We start from the raw sequence: 23091 nt of genomic DNA, 5'->3' as shown, positions 1-23091 counted from the left end.
CGCCAGCCTTCCCTGACCGCGCGCCTGCTGTTTCCGGCGTCTTGCGGCGCCGCCGCCATCCGAGCCGTCATGAGCGCTGTTAGGCTGCAAAGCCGGGAGCCGCAAGGCCTCAGATCGGTGTTTTCTGGCTGGCTTTCTTGCTACCGGGGTTGGCGTGGAAGGCGGGAGCTTATCAAGACGACGTTCTGAACGATTGGCGGACCCGCCAAATCTTCGGTAGGCTTGTCCGACAAGCGCAATGCCACAAAATTCGGACGCGCGCCAGCCTCGCCTTCAGCGAAAACCGCACTGACGCCCGCCGATCCGGAGGATCAATAAGTGACGGGTTTTAAGAGTTGACGCCTCCCCCAATCCTATGCATACGAGATTTTTGGACGATCCGACGCGCGTTCCGGTCTTTCAGCGGCCGGGCCTAGCCCTAGACCCGACCGGCCGAAAACGACGACCGAAGGAGAAGTCCATGAACTATCAGGTTGCGAACTATCAGGGTGCGAATGTGAGGACGGCGATCGTTCCATCGGCCATGGGTCGGCCTCTCCCCTCGACCGGCCGCGCTGCAGCTCGCGGCCGCGCTGATTCGTTCGCCTACAAGGGCCGCCCGGCAGCCAAGCCCAAGGCTCCGCCGCCGGCGCCGAAAGGCGCGCCCGAGCCAGCCCCGGAAGCGCCGAAGCCTCCCCAGCCGGAAAAAGAGGCGGGAGCCTCCTAAGCGCCGGGCGGACCAAAGCGGCGAGCATGGCGCGGCGATGAACGCCCGCCGCCCTAGGCGAAGCGGCCAGGGCGCGGAAGCGTTTGATCGCCCTGCACGCTTGACTTAAAGCGATAAAGACGGCCGGCAGTGATAACCCGGACCGTGGAGCGACGGATCAAAGGGGAGGGTTTTCATCGCGGTCGTCGATGTTTCCAAAGGCGCGTCAATGCATGTCATCGAGATTGATTTTTGTGACCCGGCCGAGGCGGCGCAAGCGTTGCGCCATCTGCCGTTTCTGACATTTCTCGACAGCGCCCGGGCCGACGAAACGCTGGGCCGCTACAGTTTCGTCGCCGCAGATCCGTTCGCCCGCCTCCAGGGCGACGAGACCAACGACAGCTGGATCGCGCGCCTCAAAGCCGCGCTTGAGGCTCATCGCCTGCCGACCGTGCCCGGCCTGCCGCCTTTTCAGGGCGGCGCCGCCGGGCTTTTTTCTTATGAACTCGGCCGCAGTCTGGAACGCTTGCCCGAGCCGGAGCGCAACGACCTCGCGTTTCCCGATCTTTCCCTCGGATTCTACGACGTCGTCGTCGCCTTTGACTGCGTCCAGCGCAGGGGCTGGATCATGTCCAGCGGGCTTCCCGAGACGGAGCCGGGGCTGCGAAGCCGGCGCGCGGCCGAGCGCGGTCATTTTTTCGAATCGGAGCTGCGCCGCGCGCCAGGAACCTTTTCCGCGGGGAATATCGCGATCGACGAATGGTCCAGCAATTTCACCAAGGCGACCTACGAGCGGGCGGTCGGCGAAGTCATCGAACGGATTCTCGCCGGCGATATTTTTCAGGCGAATCTGTCGCAAAGATTCGAAGCTCAGGCGCCCAACGATTTCGACCATTTCGGTTTTTACAAACATCTGCGCAAGATCAACCCCGCCCCGTTCGGCGCCTATCTGGATCACGAGAGCTTCGTCATCGCCTCGGCCTCGCCCGAACGGTTTCTCAAGGTCGAGGGCGACAGGGTCGAGACCCGGCCGATCAAGGGAACGCGGCCCCGCTTCGCCGACGCCGTCCTTGACTCGCTTCAGGCCCAGGCTCTGTTCGAAAGCCGCAAGGACCGCGCCGAAAACGTCATGATCGTCGATCTTCTGCGCAACGATCTGTCCAAGGTCTGCGTCCCCGGCTCCGTGCTCACTCCTCAACTGTGCGCTCTCGAATCCTTTGCGACGGTGCATCACCTCGTTTCGACCGTCGTCGGCCGTCTCAGCGAGGGGCGCGGCGCCGTCGATCTTCTCGCCGCGGCGTTTCCTGGCGGTTCGATCACCGGGTGCCCGAAGGTGCGCGCAATGGAGATCATCACGGAACTCGAACGCCACGCGCGGGGGCCCTATTGCGGGGCCATCGGCTATCTTGGATTCAATGGCGCGATGGACACCAACATCGTCATTCGCACGGCCAGTTTTCGTGGCCGGACCTGCGTGACGCAGGCGGGCGGCGGCGTCGTCGCAGGGTCGGACCCAAGAGCCGAATATCTGGAAACTCTGGACAAGGCCCGTCGCGTTTTCGAGGCGTTCGGCGTCAAGGAACTCGCTCGTTGATTCTTGTCATTGATAATTATGATTCCTTCGTTCACACGATTGCAAATTATCTGCGCGAACTCGGCGCCGACCCCGTCGTCGTCCGCAACGACGCGGCGCCGCCGTCGCAAACGCCGGAGGCGATCGTGATTTCGCCTGGACCCTGCACTCCGAACGAGGCGGGAATCTCGAATCGCCTCGTGCTCGAATATTCCGGCCGCGCGCCGATCCTTGGCGTTTGCCTTGGGCATCAATGCATCGGGCAGGCGTTCGGCGGCCGCGTCACGCGCGCGCTGCGGCCGATGCATGGCGAGGCGAGCCTCGTCACGCACGAGGGAGCCGGCATTTTGCATGGCCTGCCCTCTCCGCTTAACGTCGGCCGCTATCATTCCCTGATCGTCGAACTCGACGACGACAACCCGGACCTCATTGCGACAGCGTGGTCGCAGGAAGGCGAGATCATGGCGCTACAACACCGCCGGCATCCGACGTTCGGCGTTCAATTCCATCCCGAATCCATCCTGACAGAACACGGACGGCATTTGCTCCGCAATTTTCTCGAGCGCATTCCCTCGCCATGACGCGCATCTGGCGAAATGGCGAGCTTTTCGCGCCCGACGAGGCCTGCGTTTCGGCGGCCGACCGCGGGTTTCTGCTCGGCGACGGCGTTTTCGAGACGCTCGCCGTTCACAATGGCAAGCCGTTCGATCTGCCGGCCCATCTCGAACGGCTGGCGTTCGGCCTGGCGGTCCTTGGTTTCGCGGACACCGTCGATATCGACCGGCTCCACGCCGAAATTGTCCGCTACGTCGCGGATGACGGCGCGAAATCCGGCGTGCTGCGCATCACGGTGAGCCGCGGCGGCGGGCCGCGCGGCCTTGCTCCTCCGCCGGAGCCGCGCCCGACAATCGTCATGTCGTTGTCGCCGCCGCCGCCCGCGCGGGAGGAGCCGATTTCGCTCCATATCGCGGCCGCCACGCGGCGGAACGAATTGTCGCCCGTGTCGCGGATCAAGGCGCTGCCCTATCTCGACAACATCATCGCGCTGCAGGAGGCGCGGTCTCTCGAGGCGGACGATGCCTTGATGCTCAACACCTGCGGGGCGATCGCCTGCGCGAGCGCCGCCAATGTGTTCATCATACGCGGCGACCGGCTGGAGACGCCGCCGGTCGCGGACGGCGCCTTGCCGGGCACGATGCGGGCGAGGCTGCTGTCGATGGCTCAGGCGGCGGGCTTGACCGCGATGGAGACGTCACTGTTTGCAAACGACGTCGCCGAGGCGGACCATGTCCTTCTGACGAATTCCGTGCGCGGAATCGTCGAGGCCGGGCGCTGCGACGGCGCGGCGTTGGCGCGCCGCGCAGGCGGCGCCGTCGGGCAATTGCGGGCTCTGATCGCCGCCGCGATCGAGGAAGGGTGATCGGCGGGAGCCGCCCTGGCCGCAGCGGCACTATTCAAGCGCGTCTGCCGCATATAGAACTACCTCGTAAAACGACCTCGGATTTTCTCCGTAAACTCGAATGATCGCCGGCGCCGGCGAGGGAACCGCCAGAATGACCTTGATGCTCGCAAGCGTGACCGATCCGGCCGAGGCCGAGGCGGTTTGGGCGGGCGGCGCCGACATTATCGATCTGAAGGATCCAGCGAATGGAGCGCTGGGCGCGCTCGATCCTGCGCTCGCCGCGACCATCGTGCGCCAGGTGGCCAAACGCAAACCCGTCAGCGCCGCGGCGGGGGCCTTGTTCGCTGATCCGGATGCTGGAGTCGAGGCCGTTGCGAAAATGGCCGCCGCCGGTTGCGATTACGTGAAAATCGGATTTTCCTCGGACCAGACCGGCGCCGACGGCGTGCGCGCGCTGGCGCCGATCGCCGCCAGGACCAAACTCGTCGGCGTTCTCTTCGCGGACAAGACTCCCGATCTCGAACTCGTCGCGCTGATGGCCGCGCAGGGCTTCGCGGGCGCCATGCTCGACACGGCGGCCAAAAATGCCGGGCGGCTTCTGGATCACATGGACGTCGCTGCGCTCAACGGTTTTATCGGGCGCTGCAACGCGCACGGTCTCGCCTCGGGACTCGCCGGATCGCTCGAGCCGCCGGACATTCCGCGTCTCCTGCCGATGCGCCCAGGCTACCTCGGGTTTCGAGGTTCCCTGTGCCAGGGCCGGACTCGCGAGGCCGCCATCGACGCCGGAGCCGTGCGGATGATTCGCGACCTGATCCCGCAGGCGCAGTCCGGCCGCGCCGCCGTCGACGCGGGCGCCGATTTACGATTCTTTTTTGGCCGCGGGTACATCGCGGCGAACGAACGCGCCATCGAAACCGACCGTGTTTTCGTGCATGACCTCATCATGCCCTGTTTCATCGGCGCCTATGATTACGAGCGCGGAATGAAGCAGAACGTCCGTTTCAACGTCGATGTGGACGTGCGGCGTTCAAATCATCATTCGGACGATATGCGGGATATTTTTTCCTACGATGTCGTGATCGACGCGATCAAGATCCTGCTCGGCCAGGGCCATGTGGAATTGGTCGAGACCCTGGCGCGCGAACTTGCGGATAGCGTTCTGCGCCATCCCGAGGTCGTTCGCGTGTGCGTGCGGATTGAAAAGCTCGACATCATTCCCGGCAGGGTCGGCGTCGAGATCAGGCGCGAGCGCGCGAGCGAAGCCGCGGCGGTCGATCAGCTGGCGACCGGGTTCGCAAGCGCGGGCGGCAAGAGAAGTCATTGAGCGTCACGATCGTCAAGGTGGGCGGCAGCCTCGCGCATTCGGCCGCGCAACGCGAGGCTTGGCTCGCGACGCTCATCGCCTGGGGCGGGCCGCTGGTTGTCGTGCCCGGCGGAGGCCCTTTCGCCGCCGCCGTTCGCGACGCCCAGGCCGAGATGGGCTTCGACGACAAGGCCGCGCACAAGATGGCGCTGCTGGCGATGGAGCAGTATGGTTGCGCCCTCGCGGCGTTTTCCGGGATCTTCGATCTGGCCGCGTCGGCCGGTGAAATTGAGAGCGTCTTGCAAGCTGGCGGGATACCGGTCTGGCTACCGTCGCGAATGGTTGCGCCTGCGATCGAGGTGCCGGCGTCGTGGGATGCGACCTCGGATTCCCTCAGCGCCTGGCTCGCGGCGAAGATCGGCGCGCGCCGTTTGCTGCTGATCAAGTCCTGCGATTGCCCGGCCGGAGCGCTCGTCGAGGATCTTGCGATGGACGATGTCGTCGATCCGCTGTTTCCGTTGTTCTCGGGTCAGGCGGGGGTCGAGGTTTTTATCGCGGGTCCGGCCGCGCTTCCCGGGGCGCTGGACATATTGCGCGGCGGCGGGGTTCCGGGCGTTAACGTGATGTTGGAGTAGCGCGGCAGTCCCGAAACCGCCCCCGATCGCCGGGGACGAATTGATGACGCGATCGAAGCGATGAGAGCCGCTATGATGAAGGTGCGAACATGAACGATATCGTCGTCCCGCGCTGGGGCTGGGCGCTCACCGGCTCCGGTCATTTCTTCAACGAGTGCCTCGATCTGGTGCGCGAGCTGGAGCATGTCGACGTCTTCGTCAGCAAGGCGGCCGCCGAGGTGTTGCGAATGTACAAGCAGAAATACGATCTTCCGGATGCGGCCCGCATCTTTCCCGACGGCGCCGCCAGTTCTCCCGTGGTCGGCAATTTCTACCACGGAATCTACCATACGCTCATCGTCGCGCCGGCCTCGTCGAACAGCGTCGCGAAATTCGTCTATGGCATCTCCGACAATCTCGCGACCAATGTGTTCGCGCAGGCCGGAAAGTGCCGCGTGCCGAGCATCGTCTTCGCCTGCGACACCGCGCCGGAACTTGAAACGCGCGCGCCCGAAGGCATGGTCAAGGTCTATCCGCGGCGCATCGACCTTGAGAACACCGCGCGGCTGAAGGACTTCGAGGCCACGAGCGTCGCGGAGAGTTTGAAAGATCTGCAAACGCTCGTCGCCAGACGCAGGAGCGAATTGACGGAGAAATGAGCGAACGGCTTCTCTTCGTCACCGGCCATCTCGCCTACCCGCGGCTTGAGCGGCTGCTGCAGTCCCTGGGGGAGACCCCGTTCCGCTGGGAAGTGTTCGACATTGGAGTCAAGGTCGCCGCGCTGATGACCGAGGCGATCATTTTGCGGCGCATCCCGAGGCCCGTCGCCGCCGACCGCATCATCCTTCCGGGCCGCTGCCGCGCCGATCTCGACCGGCTTTCCGGCGAACTCGGCGTGCCCGTGGCGCGCGGCCCCGACGAGCTGAGCGATCTTCCCCGTTATCTAGGGCGGGGCGGGACGGCGCCGGATCTGTCGGCCTACGACATCCGCATCTTCGCCGAGATCGTCGACGCCTCGACGCTCTCCGTCGAGGCCGTGCTGGCGCGCGCGCAGGTCCTGCAAAACGCGGGCGCCGACGTCATCGACCTTGGCTGTCTGCCCGATACGCCCTTCCCGCATCTTGAAGATTGCGTGAAAGCCCTCAAGGCCGCGGGCGGACGGGTCAGCGTCGATTCCGCCGACCGGACGGAACTGGCGCGCGGCGCGAAGGCGGGCGCGGATTTCCTTCTCAGCCTCGACGAGAACTCGCTCGACATCGCGGCGGATACCGGGACGGTTCCCATTCTCGTTCCGGCGCCGCATGGCGACGTCGACTCCCTTGTCCGCGTGGCCGAGGAGGCGTCGCGCCGCGGCTTGCCGTTCATCGTCGATCCGATTCTCGATCCGATCCATTTCGGATTCGCAACCTCGCTGACCCGCTACGTCGAAACGCGGCGGCGCCTTCCCGGAGCCGAAATGATGATGGGCACCGGCAACCTCACCGAATTGACCGAGGCGGATTCGGGCGGCGTCACCGCGATCCTCATGGGATTGTGTTCGGAGCTTTCGATCCGCAACGTGCTGACCGTGCAGGTCAGCCCGCATACGCGCCGCACCATCGAGGAGCACGATTGCGCGCGCCGCCTGATGCTGGCGTCCGCGCGCGACGGCGCGCTCCCGAAAGGTTACGACGCCGGGCTGTTGCAGCTGCATGACCGCGCGCCCTACGCGTCAACCCCTGCGGAAATCGCCGAGATCGCGGCGCAGGTGCGCGACGCCAACTTCCGCATCGAGACGGCGGAGGACGGCGTTCATATTTTCAACCGCGACGGCGAACATGTGGCGCGCGACGCCTTTTCGCTGTTTCCAAAACTGGGCGTCGAGTCCGACGGCGCGCACGCGTTTTATCTTGGGGCGGAACTCGCCAAGGCGGAGATCGCCTTCGCGCTGGGCAAACGCTACGCCCAGGACGAGCCTCTCGATTGGGGCTGCGCGGTGGACAAGAAGAACGAGGATAGGTCGCGCCTGCGTGAGATCGGACATACTTTGAGGGGGAAGGTGTGAGACCCGAGGGCGCCGATCGCGCGAAGGAAGGCCCTCCATGCCGATGATCCGCGAATGCATCGTCACGACTGTTGATTCCTCCGGCCGTCCTCACATCGCGCCGCTGGGGCTGATCGAGGACGGCGAAGAATGGATCATCGCGCCGTTCCGGCCTTCGACGACGCTGGAAAATTTGCGCGCCACATCTTACGCCGTCGCCAATTATACCGACGACGCGCGTCTCTTCGCCGGCCTCGTCACCGGCCGCGCGGACTGGCCGCTCGTCGCCTTGAAGACAACGCCCGCGCCGCGACTCGCGGCGGCGCTGGCTCATGCGGAACTTGTCGTCACTCATGTTGTCGAGGATCAACAGCGCCCACGGTTCCACTGCAAGGTCGATCGCGTCGAGCAGCATGCGCCGTTCGAGGGTTTCAATCGGGCCCGCAACGCGGTGCTGGAATGCGCGATCCTGATGACCCGGCTGCGCATGTTGCCGCGTGAAAAAATCGATCAGGAAATCGCTTATCTCGCCATCGCCATCGAAAAGACGGCTGGAGAGGCGGAGCGCGAGGCCTGGTCGTGGCTGATGGAAAAGCGCGACGCGTTCTACAAGGACAATTGATGCTACAAGCGGAAGCGGCGCTACAGGGGGAGGCGACGCGCGCCGATGAGCGCCATGGCGCAGGCGCCCGCGCAATCCGACGCCTTGCCGCGCGCCCCCGGCGCGGCCTCGATCAGGTCGTCGAAGGCCAAATAGGGCCGTTCCATCCGCGCGGCCATCCCGCGCACGATGTCGCGGCCGCATCCGGCGCCGACGATTGGCGCGCAGGGTCCGATCAGGCCGCGCGAGAGAACGAGCGCGGCCGCGTCCATGATCTCGCGCATCTGCGCTTCGGCGAAGTAGCGCGCGAGCCGCTCCCACGCGTCGTCGTCCGCCTCGCCAGCGTCGCGCCCGATCATGCGGGCGAGGCGCGCGCGCGAGGCTGAAACCGTCTTTTCGCGCCCGTCCGGCGTCTCCATCAAATCCGCCTCCTCCGGCAATCGCCCGAGAATGCGATAGACGTCCGCCGCGCTGGCGAACCATTCGTTCATCAATGGCGTCAAGGCGCCCTCGAACGGGACAAGCTTCGGGCCGGCCATCAGGAACGTGCGCACCAGTCCGGTGTAGACAAGTTCGCCGTGGGCGAGCCTTTGCGCGTCGCTCGCGCCCCGGGCCGCCGGAACGCCGCCCGAGACCGGAATGAGGTCGGTCGTCGTCGAGCCCATGTCGATGAACAGGGCCTCGGGCGCGCGAAGGCCGGTCAACGCGGCGCTCGCATGCCAGTTGGCGGAGGCGATCTCGCGGGCCTGCGCGCCGACGCCCGCCCATTCGACGAATCCGGCCCGTCCCGCATAAAAAAAGACGCGTGCGGGCGAAAGACGACGGTTTGCGATTTCAGCCAGACCTGCGACGCCTTCATCGCGGGTGGCGAAGGCGTCGCATAATTCGCCCGTCATGGTGATCGCATGAACGGACGCCGCTCCGATCTCGGCCTGCGCCGCCGCGAAGGCGCGGTCGAGTTCCTCAAGGCCAAGCCACAGCGGACTGGCGATTTGCGCGGCCGCCGTCACCACGCCATCGTCCGCGCGCGCGGCCTTGAGGTGCGCGCCGCCAATATCCCATCCGATCACGGTTTGCATCATTGCCGACCCGCTGGGGAGCTTCCGCTCCGGTTCCGGAAACTTGATCAATAACTTAGAGAGGCATACTGACTCTAAACCGCCCGGGGCGGGATAGGGAGCGCGTGATGGAAGTCATTCCGGTGATCGACCTCAAGGGCGGCGCCGTGGTCGCGGCCCGCCGAGGCCTTCGCGACGCTTACGCCCCGATCGCGACTCGCCTGGCGCAGACCAGCGATCCTTTCGACGTCGCGGCCGGGTTTCTGACGATCTTTCCGTTTCGAACGATCTATGTCGCTGATCTCGACGCGATCGCCGCGCGCGGTGGTCATGAGGATATTCTTGTCGCTCTGAGCGCCGCCCTTCCGGACGTGACGTTCTGGGTGGACTCGGGAATCGGCGACGCCAGGCGGGCGGTCGCGTGGCTCGCCCGCCACCCGCGCGCGCGCCTCGTTCTGGGCAGCGAATCGCTGAAAAGCATGGATTGCCTCGATCAGATCGCCGGGGACGAACGCGTCATTCTCTCGCTCGATACTCATCGCGGAGCCTTGCTTGGCCCGCCCGGCATTCTTGAGGCGGTTCATTTCTGGCCTGCGCGGGTGATCGCCATGAGTCTTGATCGCGTCGGCGCCGGCGAAGGGCCCGATCTGAAGCGCCTCGTCGGGATCGCCGCGCGATCGCCGTCAACGAAATTGTACGCCGCCGGCGGGGTGCGCGGACTGAAGGATCTTAAAAATCTCATGAAAGCCGGGATGGCCGGCGCGCTCGTCGCCTCGGCACTGCATGACGGCCGCCTCACGGGAGCGGAGCTCGCGTCCCTTGTGGACACGACGCCGGTGACCCACGAATAATCAAAAATAAGCAAGAATACCTAAAACTGCCAGGGAGCCAAAATAAAAGGGGGCCAAAGCCCCCTTGTTTTTCTTTGTTCGAAAATATCTGTTCGCTACAAATCTTTTTTGCAAAAGATTTTTATTTTCGGCCGATGAGAGCATATTCCGATTGGATTGAATCAGTCCAATCGACAAGAATATGCTCAAATCTTTGATTCTGGAGCGATTTCTGATCGATCGCATGACTTCATGCGATCGGAAAGAGCTCTAGTTCGGCGCGAAAGGATGTTTCGCGGTGTTGCGCTGCGCAACCACGGTGCTGGGGGTCGGGTCGCCGTTGATGGCGCGGGAGATCGCCTCTTTGGTCGCCTGATAATTGTAGTCCTGGATCTTCTGGTCGTCCTTGGCTTCCCAATGGATGAAGACGCCGACGCAGATGAAGACGTTGTCGGCTTCGCGCAGCGGGATCGTGCCGTCGGCGAGGCTGTCCGCAACGGCCTTGGCGACGCCGCGCTGGGCCGGACCGAACATCTGGACCGCCTGGGTGGCGTTCTTGATCGTCACCTTGTTGAACATGACGGTCGCCGGCTTGGCGAGCAGGTTCGGAGCGACCACGGCGAGGAGCGACGTGAACCCGTCCTTGTTGTTGACGAGCGCATTCGCGAACGCCGTCTCGGCGGCGCTGCCGCGCGGTCCGATGAGAAGGTCGATATGAGCAACTTCGTTACCTTCCCCGACCAGCGATTCGCCGACGAGGAGCCTGTTTATCTTGGCCATGATTGAATCCCCTGGAGGTTTCCATTCCATATTACTGCCGAAGAAGATCGGCAGATGCGAAGGCTTATCCTTGTTGTCAGCGCCCGATGGGATCGGACCGGTTGACCGGACAGCACCGGCGATTGGTCGCCGCGGGCGCACTCAATCATCATTGCGCCGCTGGATCAAGATACGAGTTAGCCTCTTGGCGAAAACCGTCGCGACGGTAAGGTCCGCGCTTGTTCCCGGATTGAACTTCAGAACCTTGAGGCGGCTGTCGAAGGCGAGCAGGTCAGGCAGGAGAGGCGAGGGATCGAGACGGCTGTTCAATCTCGCCCGCAGGCCGCGAGCCTCGGCCTGCACCTGAGCCGCCGGCTCCGGACCATGTTTGCGGGCGACATGGCTGTCGGGAAAGTCCGCCAGAAAATCGAGGTAGACGCGCGCCGCCGGCCATGGCGCCGGCCATCCCGCAGCTCCCGCGGCTTCCAGCGCGGGGAATCCCGTCTCAAAAACATCAATGAAATCAGAGGTATATTGAAAGGCGATCCTGTCCCGTCCAGCCGATTCGCGCATCGCCTCCAGCAGCGTCGCCTCGACCGGGGCGTGGACGTCGTGGCGGGCGGATTGGCCGAGCCCCGCCGGGGAGGCGAGCAAAATGGCCTGGAAGGCGGCTTGCGCATCGGCACGCGTCAGCCCAAGCAGAGTGTCGTGCAGCGAGGCGAACAAATCGAACACGTCCGTCTGCATGCACGATTGCGCCGCCGCGGCGAGCGGGGCGCACAATAAGATGATGCCGAGATTGGTGTTCATCCCCGCCGCCGCCCAGGTCGCCTCGACGGCGCCGAGAATGCGGGCGCCGACGGTTCGCGAGGAATCACACAATGAAGGAGCCGCGACTTCCGCGCTGATCAGGAAATCAGCCGCCTTCATGCCGTGGCCGTCTGCAAAAACATGCACGTTGCCTGGCTTCGGGGCTTCGATTTCGTCGCGGCAAGAAGCGATGAAAGCTTCCGCGATCGGATTCAACCAGTCGCCTCCGCCCCGGCGCCTGCGATGCGGGCGAGCAGATCCTGCGCGAGACGGTCGGCGATCGAAAACGGCGCGACCCTCTGCAGCCCGCGCCAGCCGGGCATGCTGTTCACTTCGAGAATCTGGGGCGCATCCCTCGCATCGCGAATGATGTCGACTCCGGCGAATTCGGCGCCGGCGGCTTCAGCCGCGCGCAGGCCGAGATCTATGATCTCGGCGTCGGGCTCGAACCATTCCGGCCGAGCGCCAAGTTTCACGTTGGTGATCCAGTGCTCCGCATTCCGCGTCATCGCCGCGATGACCTTTCCATGCGAGACGAACAGCCGGATGTCGCGAAATCCGTTGCGTTCCACGGCGACAAACCGCTGCAGGTAATAAACCCCTTCCGCCTCATCGAACGGCGGCAGATCGTCCTCGCGCCGGATCAGTTTCAAGCCGAATCCCTGCGCGCCGAACAGGGGTTTCAACACCAGCGGCCCCCGGGCCGCCTCGCGCCGCACGATTGCGCGGGCCGCCTGTTCGGACTGAACCGTCCATGTGGCGGGAGTTGGCAGCCCGCGTCGGGCGAGGGCGAAGCTCGTCGCGGCTTTGTCGACGCAGATCTCCACCGCCCGCGCGCTGTTCACGACCTTGACGCCGAGGGCGGCGAGGCTGTGCAGGACGCCGAGCCGCAAAGTCACGCTCTCGAAAGTGCCGGAACCGATCGCGCGCACGAAAACCGCGTCCGGCAGATCCGAGCCGAAGCCGGGTATGACGAGGCCGCCTGGACGGCCGGTGTCGAAGCCGCACTGCGCCAGACGAATCGGGGCCGAATCGGCGCCCGCCCGCGCGAAGGCGGACGCAAGATCGCGGGCGTGCCAGTCGTAAAGATCGATCGCGATCGCGATTTTGGGTTGTCGCGCGCCCCTGTCGGGCGCGCTGGCGTTATGAGAAAGAGGCATCGAGCAACGCGTGATCGACGCCGCCCGCGTGGAAGGTCTCCCCCGTCTCGACCGCCGTCACGATCGCCCGCGCGGGGCTGAAAAGCATCGGGTCGATCGCGTAGAAATCGCCTTTGTAGGCGCTGAACACGTCCGCGAAAGGACGGCCGTGGTCACGCGACGTCGTGCTCGGCAGCGAGGCCGCCAGCGCCTTGGCGTCGTCGGCGGGGCCGCTCACGAACAAATGAGCCTGGCCGCCGTAGATGATGGCGTCGTTGGTCCGGCCCATCGCCTGGATGAAATCGGGATGCGGCGGCGAAAGCGGCGCGGAGGCCAGACCATCGAGGATCCGCTCAAGCGGAAATTTCAGTTCATGCGCCTTGTGCAGGGCGACTTCGAGAACGCGCGCGACAACCTGAACCCCGCCCGCGAGACTTTGCGTCGGAGCGAAAATGAACGCGAGGTTTTTGGGGTCGATCCCGCAATCCTGCGCGACTTTTTCGACGATTTCGGCCGGCGGAGGACGGTCGCCTTCCAGCACCAAAGTCGCTCGGGTGGCGTGATCGCGATAGTCCATTTCCTTGAACAAGGGCTCGACGCGAGCCAGAGCCCGCCCGGGACCCGAGCCGAGGGCGAAGAAATCGCCATGCGAGAGGGCCCAACCGGCGTACTGGCTGCAAAGACAGGCGATCACGGGATCGGTGCTGCGCACCGAAATCTGGAAAGGCCAGTTCGGATTGGAGCCGGTGGGGGCGATATCGACCGAGCCGAGGCCGCCAAGGCATATGTTCGCGATCTGCAGGCCGGCTTCGATTCCGCCGCGCGCATCCTTGCCCGCATCGATGACGGTTTCGCCCCTGGAGCCGACCGAAACAGCAAGACGCAACCGCGCCGCGTCGGCGACCATCCTGTCGACGATCTGTCCCGCCAATGTGTTGATGCTGAGTTTCGTCTCGCTCAAAACGTCGCTTCCTTCCCCATGTATAGTTCCGCCGCGTCGAGGATAAGGGAGATTCGTCCCTCCAGAAGCAGGCGCGCGCCCGCCGGATCATCCGAGCGCGCGTGCACCGTACAAAGCGGATCGTTCAGCCGCAAGCGCGTTCCCGGTTTTTGCCGGTCGGCCGTCCAGTCCGGCCAGTCCAGCGCCGGCATGGAGGCAATGGCGCGCCGGACATAGGCGACCCCGGCCGCCTGCGCGCCGCTGACTTGCGGCGGCCGGGCCGGCAGGCAGCTGAGGCATCCGTCGACATGGGCGTCGAACAGGGAACCCGCCGCGTCATCGAAAATGTCCAAGGTCGCTCCCGGGCGCGGATTGATTTCGAGCAGCGTAAAGCCGTCGTCGTCGTCGACGAGGCAATCCATGCTGTTGAGGCCGCGAAGTTCGCACAGCCGCACGATGGCCGCCGCGGCGGAGGTCAGGGCGGATTCGAGGCCTGCGGAAATCTCCGCGGGCCTGACGCCGCCGCCGAAACGGAACGGTTCGTCCGGCGAGGGCGAGGGCCATTGCCGGCTGGTCCCAAGAATCTGGACCTGCCTCCCGTCGGCGCAAAAAAGCACCGAAACAGGTTCGCCTTCGGCAATTCTCTGAAAATAGACGTTGTCGTCGTTTCCCGGGACCATCTCTCCCGTCGACCAGATTCCGGCTGAAACGACATGGGAGCCGCCCGAAGCGCCGGCGCATTTGGCAAGCCAATTCTCGGGATCTTCGGGGACATCGAGGCGGATCGGCGGATGGAAAATTTGAAGGCAGGCACAGAGCGCCGAAAGCTCGACCGGATCCTTGATGCGCCGGACTACTTCCGGCGTATTGCCAAGAAGCGGCCAGCGCTTGGACATTTCGGCGATCAATCCGGTGCGGTCCTCGAAGCCCGCGCCGTACACGATCCCGGCCGGCGCCGCGATTTCCGCGAGCGCATTCAGCGCCTCGAACAACGCCTCGCTCTCAAAACCGGAACCGGGATCGCCCTCGACCCGGCGAGTGGCGTGGGCGATGACTCTAGTGTCGGAATCATCGAAAAAATCGGCGACGAGCGGCCGGTATCCCGCGCGCCGCGCGGCCGCCGCCAGGGCCCGTCCGGACGACGCCGCGATCAGGATCGCGGCGCCGGGTTCAGGCGGTCTCACGCGCCAGGTTCACGCAGTCTCGCGCGCGAGCACGAAGGCGTCGCGGAAATCGAGGCTGAGGGCGGTGGTGGAGGTGGCCATGCGCTTGAACAGACCGGACTCGGTCTTGTATTTCACGTCGCCGATGGCGAGCGGGCCAACGCCGAGGCTGCCGCCTTCGAGTTCGCGGCCGTAGTCCATGAGTTCGAGGCCCTCGATCCCGGCGGGCGGAACCGCGTTGACGTCGGCCGCGATCAGGAGCGACTTCGTCGTGGCGAGAACCTCCTTGGAGAGGATTTGCTTTCCAGCCGCCGCCGCGCAAAACACGACGTCGACGCCGACCAGCGCCTCGACTTTTTTCTCTTCGGTGCTGCCGTCAACGGCGTGGACCGTGACGCCGAACCTTTTCTTGATGTCGTCGGCCTTGGATTGCACCCGCGCCGGTCCGTCATAGCCGGCGAGGAAAACCTCGGCGCCTTCCAGCGCGGCGATGACGCCCGAAGCGTAGCCGACGACCCCGGTCGCCCCGAAAATCAGGATCTTCGTGCCCTTGAGGCTGCGATTCTTCTTTTCTTTCAGCAGTTTCTCGACGCACGCCACCATCGCGGCGGCGGTGGTGAAAGACCCCGCCGGATCGGCGAAGGCGGAGATTTCGAAAGGCTTCAGCAGCGTTTCGCGCACGCGCTCCATCATGTCGAGGGCGAGGCCGGCGTCCTTGCCGGCGAAGAACACGGCGGTGCGGACCGCGTCGGAGGGCGAACGCGAGAACATGGCGTCCTGCACCAGCGGCATGACGTCGTCGAGCGTGACGCCGGTGTAGGGCGTGACCGAATCATAACCGGCGTCGAGCGCCATGTTCACGTCGAAAGGGCTCATGTGCTTCAACGGACTGAGCATATGCAATATATTTTTGGCCACGCATTTCCCCTATGAATTGGCGTCGAAGGATTGTCCCTTTACCAAAGCGCCGTGATTTAGTCCTTTGCAAATTGCGATGTCTATACCCGGTTCGACGCCTTTTTCGCGCAAACGGGCGCCGAGGCGCCGGGCGTCGTTTTCGCTTTCGGCGAAGGCGAAGCCGGTCGGGCCCCACGACGACTGGCCCGCGCCCTTCGCGCCGAAGCGGGTGAGCGCGTCCATCGCGTCGGCCACGGCCGCGCTGGCGTAGCGGCCGCCGCCCTGGGCCGGAGCAAAATAATCTCCGACGATGTCCTGAATCCGGCCGATCGCGCCGCCGAACGCGTCGATATCTTTTTCGGCCAGCGCCGGCAGCGCCTTGATCAGGACCAGGCGGCAGATTTCGGCCGCGGCGGAGCCCTCGAAAACTCCAAGCTGCGCGAAAGCGGCGCGCTCCTGCGGGCCGTGGACCCCCTTGGCGCGGGAATCGAGCACGAGAATGATCCGCCAGTCCGGAGGAAACTCGAGCCGCGCGATCACCGGCGGCGTTCTGGTCTTCTCGCCATGGCCGCCGTCGACGATAAAGCCGCCGCGCTCGAAAACCGCCGCGCCGACGCCCGAACGCTCGCCCCGCCGCAGCAGGGCGGCGTCACCGGCCGGATCCGGGGGCAGCCCCTCGAGACAGCGTAATGCGGCGGCGACGGCGAGCGCGAGCTGCGTCCCCGAGCCAAGACCCGCATGCGCCGGAATGGCTTCGCTTATGGTCAGAGCGTAAGCGTGCGGAAGCCGGAGATGTCCGCTCAGGATTTCAAGATAGCTGGCGCCACGGGGGCCTTCGACGCCCTCGATTCCGGGAGAAGGCGCGCGTGCGATGGACAGGCGCGTCGCGGGACCGTCGATGGCGAGCCCGAGACTGCCGAAGCGTCGGCCGAGCCCTCCGTTCATATCCAGAAAACCGAGGTGAAGCCGGGCGGGGGCGATCGCCGTCGCGGTGTCGAACATGGCCCCTTCTTTCGCGGAAGCGCCTGAAGGCCCGGCCGCTCTTTCGGCTCGCGCGCGCAGAGCCCGGGAATCCGGCGGGGCTCAGGCCGGCGGTGGATCCGCCACCTGAAAAGACGCCCCCTCTTACCGACCCGCGCCGCCAAGTTCAAGAGCCGGCAAGTTCAAGCCGACAAGTTCAAGAGCCGGCGAGGTTCGCGGCCGGCGGCGATCGGAGGTCTGGATCTAGTCGTATTTGATATAGGCGAAGCGCTGGTCGTGCTCGGGCGTTCCTTCCAGCGATCCGCCTTCCTTGCCGGGCCGCCACATGATCACGTCCTCGATTTTCTTCGCCAGTTCGAAGTCCTTGTCGGTGATCCCTTTCGCCGCGTGGTTTTGCAGGCGCACCTCGACGAAGGCGTAAGACGCCGTGATGTCGGGATGATGCCAGGCGGCCTCGGCCAGATGGCCAACGGCGTTGATCACCATCAGCGTGCCCTTCCAGCTATGGGTGCGATAATTGCGCCGGATCCATCCATCCTCCAGACGCCAGTGCGGCAAGTCCCGCTTGAGGAATTGTTCGACCTCTTCGTTCGAATAGGTGCGTTCTTTTTGGGCTTCCGTCATCGCCGTCTGTCTCCGCGCAAAGGGAAACGATCAAACGCGCGGAAGCGGCCCTCGGCCCGCGACGGCCTGGCTCGCTCCCCGCGCGCAATGTGATGGATTAGGGCCGCTTGAGCACGGAGATCCATTCGTCGACGTCTTTCTTGATCTGCTCCTTGGCGTGGCCATAGAGCTCGTAGATCCGGGCTTCGAGCTGATCGCGCTTGCCCTTCAGGTCGGCGATCTCCTGCTCGGACAATTTATCCCACTTGGCCTTGACGGTTCCAGCGTACTCGATCCAGTTCTTCTCGATATGCTCCCATTCCTCGGAGCGCGCCTTCAGCGAGGCTGTCCATTCGTCGACATCCTTTGCGATCTCTTCCTTCGCGTGTCCGTAGACCTCCTGAATCTTGGCTTCGAGGTGTTCGCGCCTGCCCTTCAGATTGGCGATCTCTTCCTCGGACAATTTATCCCACTTCGCCTTGACCGTCGCGGCGAAGGTCTTCCAGTTCTGTTCGAGATGATCCCAATCCATGATGTTCTCCGATCAAGTTGCGCCATTGCTTCGGCCGAGCGACGCCCGGCCGAAGGAGAGCAGGAGGAGCTTAAGCGGCGACGCCGATCGACGCCGCCTTTTTCAGGAGAGCCTCGGCCATCCGGATGCTGGCGATGTCGATCAGGCGGCCGTCGAGCGAGACGGCGCCCTTGCCGGCCTTGGCGGCGTCGGCCATCGCCTCGACGATCCGCTTCGCCTTGGTGACTTCGGCGTCGGACGGCGTGAACACCTTGTTGGAAAGCTCGATCTGGGACGGATGGATCGCCCATTTTCCTTCATAGCCAAGCACGGCGACGCGGTTGGCGGCGGCGATGAAGGCGTCCGGATCGTTGAAATCGCCGAAGGGGCCGTCAATCGGGCGCAGGCCATAGGCGCGGCAGGCGACCATCATGCGGGTCTGCGCCGCGTGCCAGGGGTCGGCCCAGTAGTAATTGCGGTCGCCGTTGGCGTCCTTGTCGGTCAGCACGCCGTAATCGGGGTTCACGCCGCCGATCACCGTGGTGCGGGCTCGCGTCGAGGCGGCGTAATCGGCGACGCCGAATGACATCGCCTCGAGGCGCGGGCTCGATTGGGCGATGGCCTCGACATTGGCCATGCCGAGAGCGGTCTCGATCAGCACTTCGAAGCCGATCCGCTTGTCGCGCTTCTTGGCCGCCTCGATCTGCGTCACCAGCATGTCGATGGCGTAGACGTCGGCCGGCACGCCGACTTTCGGAATGAGGATCATGTCGAGACGCGGGCAGGCTTCGACGATGTCGACGACGTCGCGGTACATGAAATGGGTGTCGAGACCATTGATGCGCACCATCATGGTCTTCGCGCCCCAGTCGATCTCGTTCAGGCCGGCGATGATGTTCTTGCGCGCCTGCTCCTTGTCGTCGGGAGCGACGGCGTCCTCGACGTCGAGAAAGACGACGTCCGCGGCAGATTTTGCCGCCTTTTCGAACATCGCCGGAGCGGAGCCCGGAACCGCCAGTTCGGAGCGGTGAAGGCGAGGAGTCGCCTGTTCGATAATGGTGAAACTCATGGCCGTTTTCCCTCTCGTTGTATCTTGCGGCGTCCGCGGCCTGTCAGCCGGTGGCGCCGAGGCCGCTGGCGATGCAGTTGATCGAAAGCAGCAGGTTGGATTTGTAGGCTTCTTTCTCGAGTTCGGTCGGGCAGGCCCGGAAGCCGCGCAGAAGCTCCACCTGCTCCCGGCTGACCTTGTTGATGGTCGGCAGCCGGTGCTGCAGTAAGGATCTGTATCTTGGAAAGCGCTCCGCGATCTCGCCGTCCTGGCTGACCCGCAAAACCATGTCCCGGGTCAGCTTGAACTCCGCTTCGATCAGACTGAACACGCCTTCGCGCGCCTCTTCGTCCGTGACGAGTCCGGCGTATTCCCTCGCGATGTCGAGATCGACGAGGCACATCGTCTTCTCGACCTCGCCGATGACGAGCCGGAACAGGCGCGATTCCTTGAACATGCGTTGCAGCAGCGCGGCGCCGCGCTCCTTGCGCACGTCGAGGAAGCTGGCGATGCCGCTTCCCACTCCGTACCAGCCGGTTATGACATGGCGATTTTGCGCCCAGGCGAAAACCCAGGGAATCGCCCGCAGATCGCTCAGCGACCTTGCGCCGAAGCGGCGCGCCGGACGCGAACCGATGTTGAGCAGGGAGATTTCCTCGAGCGGACTCGCCGCCTGGAAATAGGCGAGGAGGCCGGGATGGCCGATCAGTCCGGCATAGGCGGCGTGCGAGGCGCCCGAGAGGGCCTCCATCGCCTCGTCGAATTCGGCCGAGGGCGTCAGCGCATGTTCGCGCTCCGACATCAGCGCATGCTGGAAGACGCCGGTCGCGAGAACCTCCATCTGATAGGCGGCGGTTCCCCGGTTGGCGTATTTGAACGAGACCACCTCGCCCTGTTCGGTCACCCGGAAGCGGCCCCGGATGGACCCCGCCGGCTGCGCCGCGATCGCCTGCGCGGTCGGCGAACCGCCGCGGCTGACGGAGCCGCCGCGGCCGTGGAAGAACGCGATGCCGATCCCGCTTTCGCTGCCGACCTTGGTCAGGCGGTTCTGCGCTTTCGCCAGCTCCCAGTTCGACGAAAGAAATCCGCCGTCCTTGTTGGAGTCCGAATAGCCGATCATGACTTCCTGGAGGCCGCCGAGGCCGCGCGCGCTGCGGCGCACGACCGGGACGGACAGCAGTTCGCGCATGATTCCGGGCGCGGCGCGCAGGTCGGTGATGGTTTCGAAAAGCGGCACGATCGGCAAGGTGCACGCCTCGACGCCCGCGGCGTCACGGAACAGCCCGGCCTCCTTGGCGACAAGATAGGCCCCGAGAATGTCGGCGGCCGAGCGCGTCATGCTGAGGATGAAGCTGCCGAAGGCCTCGCGATCAAACTCCTCGCGCGGGTCCTGTGCAAGCTTGAACATGCCGAGCGTCTCTTGCGCTTCGGGCGAGAGATTGAGTTCGCGGTCGCCCTGGCGCGGCCGGGCGAGCTCGGCGATGATCCAGGCCTTCCACTCTTCCGAATCGGGCTTCGGCGGGTCGCGCTCCTGCCCGGATGTCGCCTTCCACAAGGATTGCAGGGTTTCCGTCAGGCGAGTCGAATTCTCGCGCAGATCGAGCCGGACGGTGCGGAAGCGGAACACCTCCACGGTCCAGCGCAGCGGACGGATCAGCCGGGACGCGAGTTCGCCGCTGCCGCCGGCGGTCAGGGCCTCTTCCAGAACCGAAAGATCCGCGATCAGTTCATCGGCGTTGGAATAGGAGGCCGCCGTCTTGTTCCAGTTGCCTTGTTCCGTGTTCGCGATCGCGGCCCTGAGCTTGCGCAGCATGCAGGACAGGAACTGGCGGTACGGCTCGCCGGGATTGCGATGGGCTATCGCCTCGCCGTCGCCGATTTCGGCCAGCGTGCGGGCGAGAACCGCCCGGAACGCTTCCGGCGGAGGCAGCGCGCGCTCCGTGATCGACATTCTCTGCTGCAGGATCAGGATGCGCTGTTCGTAATGGCGCATGCTCGCCAGCGCGTTTTCGGTCAGCGCGCGGCGGGTGACGGTGTTGGTGACGAAAGGATTGCCGTCGCGGTCGCCGCCGATCCAGGAGCCGAACTGAAACACGGGGGTCAGCGCGAAAGTGTCGCCAGGATAAAACTGGTGCAGCGCGCGGTCGAGCTTTTTCAACAGCTCGGGGACGCCCTCGAACAGGGTCTCATGGAAAAAGTGAAGGCCCCAGGCGACTTCCTGATCCACCGAGGGTTTTTCCAGGCGCAGTTCGCCGGTCATCCAAAGCAGTTCGATTTCGTCGCGCAGCTGGTCGATGAGGGACGCGCGTTCGCGCTCGGTCCATCGGGTCTGCTCGAGATCGACGAGCAAACGGTAGATCCTGCGGTGCTTTTCGAGAACGGTCACCCGTTTGGCCTCGGTCGGGTGGGCGGTGATCACCGGTCGGATCCGCATCGAGGCGAGCTTGTCGCTGAGTTCGGGCGCGCCGACGCCGAGGCGCGCCGCCTCGGAAATCAGGTTGGCGAACGTGCCTTGAACCGCGTCGGGGCCGCGCTCGCGCTCGATGAGGCGGCGCAGCCGCATCGCGGCGTGCTGCTCGACGATCGCCAGAAGCTGAAACCAGATTCCATGAACCTGAAAGACGCGGGAGAGGAGTTCAGGCGAAAAATCCGAGACTTTGCCGTCTTTGGCGACGGAATCCCCCGCGAGGACGTCGGCCACCTGCGGGTATTGCTGGCGCACAACGTCGAGGAGGAGTTGAAACAGAATATCGGCGGTTTCCTCGCCGCTCAACGGCGCCTTGGCGCCGGCGTCGGAGGGGTTCCAACCGGGGGGAAGGGCGATCTCACGGTCAGTCATAAGCGGCGCTCGCTCCGGCCATGTTCCGCTGCGTTCGTCATGTCGGCCCTCATCGAGGTGTGATCCATGGATCGGTCCGGCGCCTTGTATGCGCCGACAGCGGAAATCCAAGCGGACTTGGATGATCGTTCGCTTGGATGATCTTTCGAAAGATTGGGCGGGGAGCTTTGGGCGCCCCGCGCAAAGTTCGTTTTCGCTTCGACGAGAGCATATTCCGATGGGATTGAATCAATCTAATCGAGAAAAATATGCTCAAGCATTTGATGCTGGAGCGATTTCTGATCGATCGCAGACTTCATGCGATCGGAAAGCGCTCTAGTGGGCACCGGCCTGGGCCAGGACCTTGGCCATGGTCGCGCCGAGTTCGCTTGGACTTGGCGCTACGGTCAATCCGTAGGACTTCATGATTTCGGACTTTTCGGCGGCGCTGTCGCCGGTCGCCGAGATGATCGCGCCGGCGTGGCCCATGCGGCGGCCTTTCGGAGCGGTCAGTCCGGCGACGTAGCCGACGACCGGCTTCGTCATGTTTTCCTTGATCCAGGCGGCCGCTTCGGCTTCCTGGGGGCCGCCGATCTCGCCGATCATCATGACCGCCTTCGTTTCGGGATCCTGTTCGAAGAGGATGAGATGGTCGAGGAAGGAACTGCCGTTGATCGGATCGCCGCCGATGCCGACGCTGGTCGAGACGCCGATGCCAAGGTCTTTCATCTGGGCGGCGGCCTCATAGCCAAGGGTCCCGGACCGGGAAACGATGCCGACCGAGCCCCGCATGTAGATATTGGTCGGCATGATGCCGAGCATGGCCTTGCCGGGGCTGATGATGCCGGCGCAATTTGGCCCGACCATCAGGGTGCGGCGCCCTTTCTGATAGCGCAGGAGGTAGCGCTTGACCCGCATCATGTCCTGCGCGGGAATGCCGTCGGTGATCGAGCAGACGAGGCCGATCCCGGCGTCGGCCGCCTCCATGATCGCGTCCGCGCAATAGGCCGGCGCGACGAAGGTGATGCTGACGTTGGCGTCGGTCGCGCGGACGGCTTCCTTCACCGTGTTGAAGACGGGCAGGCCAAGGTGCGTCTGGCCGCCCTTGCCAGGGGTGACGCCGCCGACGACGTTGGTGCCGGCGGAGATCATGTCCTTGGCGTGGAAAGTGCCTTTGTCGCCGGTGAAGCCCTGAATCAGGACCCGGCTTTTTTCATCGATTAGAATGCTCATGTCGGCTACTCGCGGAGAGCATTTTCAGGCGTAGCGGAAGCTATGTTCGCAACCAGAAAATGGGCCAAAACAAAAACGAGGGGCGCCGGCGCCAATG

At 64.5% G+C, this 23091-nt stretch carries 23 protein-coding genes; 10 read left to right on the top strand and 13 right to left on the bottom strand.

What is annotated here, in order from left to right; genetic code table 11:
* Positions 1-460: 460 nt before the first annotated feature.
* From BM177_RS00520 to BM177_RS00480, 9 genes are all read left to right on the top strand, one after another.
* Positions 461-706, top strand: coding sequence for a hypothetical protein (locus BM177_RS00520; protein WP_139223459.1), 246 nt, complete (start codon positions 461-463; stop codon positions 704-706).
* Between the two features lie 208 nt (positions 707-914).
* The gene (gene pabB, locus BM177_RS00515; RefSeq protein ID WP_091675838.1) at positions 915-2279 is read left to right on the top strand and encodes an aminodeoxychorismate synthase component I; all 1365 of its coding nucleotides are present in this window, start codon (positions 915-917) and stop codon (positions 2277-2279) included.
* Positions 2276-2839: an anthranilate synthase component II gene (locus BM177_RS00510; protein ID WP_091675834.1), complete on the top strand. Its 564-nt coding sequence runs from the start codon at positions 2276-2278 to the stop codon at positions 2837-2839. Before pabB ends, BM177_RS00510 begins: the two co-directional genes overlap by 4 nt.
* Positions 2836-3678, top strand: coding sequence for an aminotransferase class IV (locus tag BM177_RS00505; protein WP_091675829.1), 843 nt, complete (start codon positions 2836-2838; stop codon positions 3676-3678). The genes BM177_RS00510 and BM177_RS00505 overlap by 4 nt, the downstream gene beginning before the upstream one ends.
* Before the next feature lie 133 nt (positions 3679-3811).
* Positions 3812-4987, top strand: coding sequence for a (5-formylfuran-3-yl)methyl phosphate synthase (locus BM177_RS00500; RefSeq protein ID WP_091677281.1), 1176 nt, complete (start codon positions 3812-3814; stop codon positions 4985-4987).
* The gene (locus tag BM177_RS00495; protein ID WP_091675825.1) at positions 4984-5601 is read left to right on the top strand and encodes an amino acid kinase family protein; all 618 of its coding nucleotides are present in this window, start codon (positions 4984-4986) and stop codon (positions 5599-5601) included. The genes BM177_RS00500 and BM177_RS00495 overlap by 4 nt, the downstream gene beginning before the upstream one ends.
* 89 nt (positions 5602-5690) lie before the next feature.
* Positions 5691-6239 (top strand): flavoprotein, encoded by a 549-nt coding sequence (locus tag BM177_RS00490; protein ID WP_091675821.1) that lies wholly within the window; start codon positions 5691-5693, stop codon positions 6237-6239.
* Positions 6236-7624: a DUF6513 domain-containing protein gene (locus BM177_RS00485; protein ID WP_091675818.1), complete on the top strand. Its 1389-nt coding sequence runs from the start codon at positions 6236-6238 to the stop codon at positions 7622-7624. The genes BM177_RS00490 and BM177_RS00485 overlap by 4 nt, the downstream gene beginning before the upstream one ends.
* Before the next feature lie 37 nt (positions 7625-7661).
* Positions 7662-8225 carry a DUF447 domain-containing protein gene (locus tag BM177_RS00480; RefSeq protein WP_091675815.1) on the top strand — a complete coding sequence of 188 codons (564 nt, stop codon included), beginning with the start codon at positions 7662-7664 and terminating at the stop codon, positions 8223-8225.
* 20 nt (positions 8226-8245) lie between these two features.
* Here the strand turns inward: BM177_RS00480 and BM177_RS00475 are convergent, their stop codons facing one another.
* Positions 8246-9286, bottom strand: coding sequence for a hydantoinase/oxoprolinase family protein (locus tag BM177_RS00475; RefSeq protein WP_342028883.1), 1041 nt, complete (start codon positions 9284-9286; stop codon positions 8246-8248).
* Between the two features lie 104 nt (positions 9287-9390).
* On the opposite strand from BM177_RS00475, the gene BM177_RS00470 reads away from it, so the two are divergent.
* Complete coding sequence (locus BM177_RS00470) at positions 9391-10113, top strand: HisA/HisF-related TIM barrel protein (protein ID WP_091675811.1); 723 nt, start codon at positions 9391-9393, stop codon at positions 10111-10113.
* 249 nt (positions 10114-10362) lie between these two features.
* Here BM177_RS00470 and fae read toward each other — a convergent pair whose 3' ends face one another.
* The 12 genes from fae to sucD form a co-directional block, all read right to left on the bottom strand.
* Positions 10363-10872, bottom strand: coding sequence for a formaldehyde-activating enzyme (fae, locus tag BM177_RS00460; protein ID WP_091675805.1), 510 nt, complete (start codon positions 10870-10872; stop codon positions 10363-10365).
* A gap of 141 nt (positions 10873-11013) precedes the next feature.
* Positions 11014-11877 carry a triphosphoribosyl-dephospho-CoA synthase gene (locus BM177_RS00455; protein ID WP_091675801.1) on the bottom strand — a complete coding sequence of 288 codons (864 nt, stop codon included), beginning with the start codon at positions 11875-11877 and terminating at the stop codon, positions 11014-11016.
* The gene (locus BM177_RS00450) at positions 11874-12821 is read right to left on the bottom strand and encodes a RimK family alpha-L-glutamate ligase (protein ID WP_091675796.1); all 948 of its coding nucleotides are present in this window, start codon (positions 12819-12821) and stop codon (positions 11874-11876) included. Before BM177_RS00450 ends, BM177_RS00455 begins: the two co-directional genes overlap by 4 nt.
* Positions 12805-13707, bottom strand: coding sequence for a methenyltetrahydromethanopterin cyclohydrolase (gene mch / locus BM177_RS00445; protein WP_244532050.1), 903 nt, complete (start codon positions 13705-13707; stop codon positions 12805-12807). Before mch ends, BM177_RS00450 begins: the two co-directional genes overlap by 17 nt.
* Positions 13708-13757: 50 nt before the next feature.
* Positions 13758-14924 (bottom strand): ATP-grasp domain-containing protein, encoded by a 1167-nt coding sequence (locus tag BM177_RS00440; RefSeq protein ID WP_091675788.1) that lies wholly within the window; start codon positions 14922-14924, stop codon positions 13758-13760.
* A gap of 9 nt (positions 14925-14933) precedes the next feature.
* The gene (locus BM177_RS00435) at positions 14934-15821 is read right to left on the bottom strand and encodes an NAD(P)-dependent methylenetetrahydromethanopterin dehydrogenase (RefSeq protein ID WP_175492443.1); all 888 of its coding nucleotides are present in this window, start codon (positions 15819-15821) and stop codon (positions 14934-14936) included.
* A 9-nt stretch (positions 15822-15830) separates the two neighbouring features.
* Entirely contained in the window at positions 15831-16802 is a 972-nt protein-coding gene (locus BM177_RS00430; protein ID WP_091675782.1) for a beta-ribofuranosylaminobenzene 5'-phosphate synthase family protein, read from the bottom strand.
* A gap of 222 nt (positions 16803-17024) precedes the next feature.
* Entirely contained in the window at positions 17025-17405 is a 381-nt protein-coding gene (locus BM177_RS00425; RefSeq protein WP_091675778.1) for a 4a-hydroxytetrahydrobiopterin dehydratase, read from the bottom strand.
* Positions 17406-17502: 97 nt separating this feature from the next.
* The gene (locus BM177_RS20445; RefSeq protein ID WP_244532011.1) at positions 17503-17916 is read right to left on the bottom strand and encodes a CsbD family protein; all 414 of its coding nucleotides are present in this window, start codon (positions 17914-17916) and stop codon (positions 17503-17505) included.
* 70 nt (positions 17917-17986) lie between these two features.
* Positions 17987-18964 carry an HpcH/HpaI aldolase/citrate lyase family protein gene (locus tag BM177_RS00415; RefSeq protein WP_091675773.1) on the bottom strand — a complete coding sequence of 326 codons (978 nt, stop codon included), beginning with the start codon at positions 18962-18964 and terminating at the stop codon, positions 17987-17989.
* 43 nt (positions 18965-19007) lie between these two features.
* Positions 19008-21782, bottom strand: a complete 2775-nt coding sequence (locus BM177_RS00410) for a phosphoenolpyruvate carboxylase (protein WP_091675768.1) — start codon at positions 21780-21782, stop codon at positions 19008-19010.
* 315 nt (positions 21783-22097) lie between these two features.
* Positions 22098-22994: a succinate--CoA ligase subunit alpha gene (gene sucD, locus BM177_RS00405; protein ID WP_091675765.1), complete on the bottom strand. Its 897-nt coding sequence runs from the start codon at positions 22992-22994 to the stop codon at positions 22098-22100.
* Positions 22995-23091: the final 97 nt, after the last annotated feature.

It is taken from the genome of Methylocapsa palsarum (assembly GCF_900114285.1).
Classification (GTDB): domain Bacteria; phylum Pseudomonadota; class Alphaproteobacteria; order Rhizobiales; family Beijerinckiaceae; genus Methylocapsa; species Methylocapsa palsarum.
The sequence above is the reverse complement of the archived record's forward strand: the minus strand, read 5'-3'. Positions and strand labels throughout refer to the sequence as shown.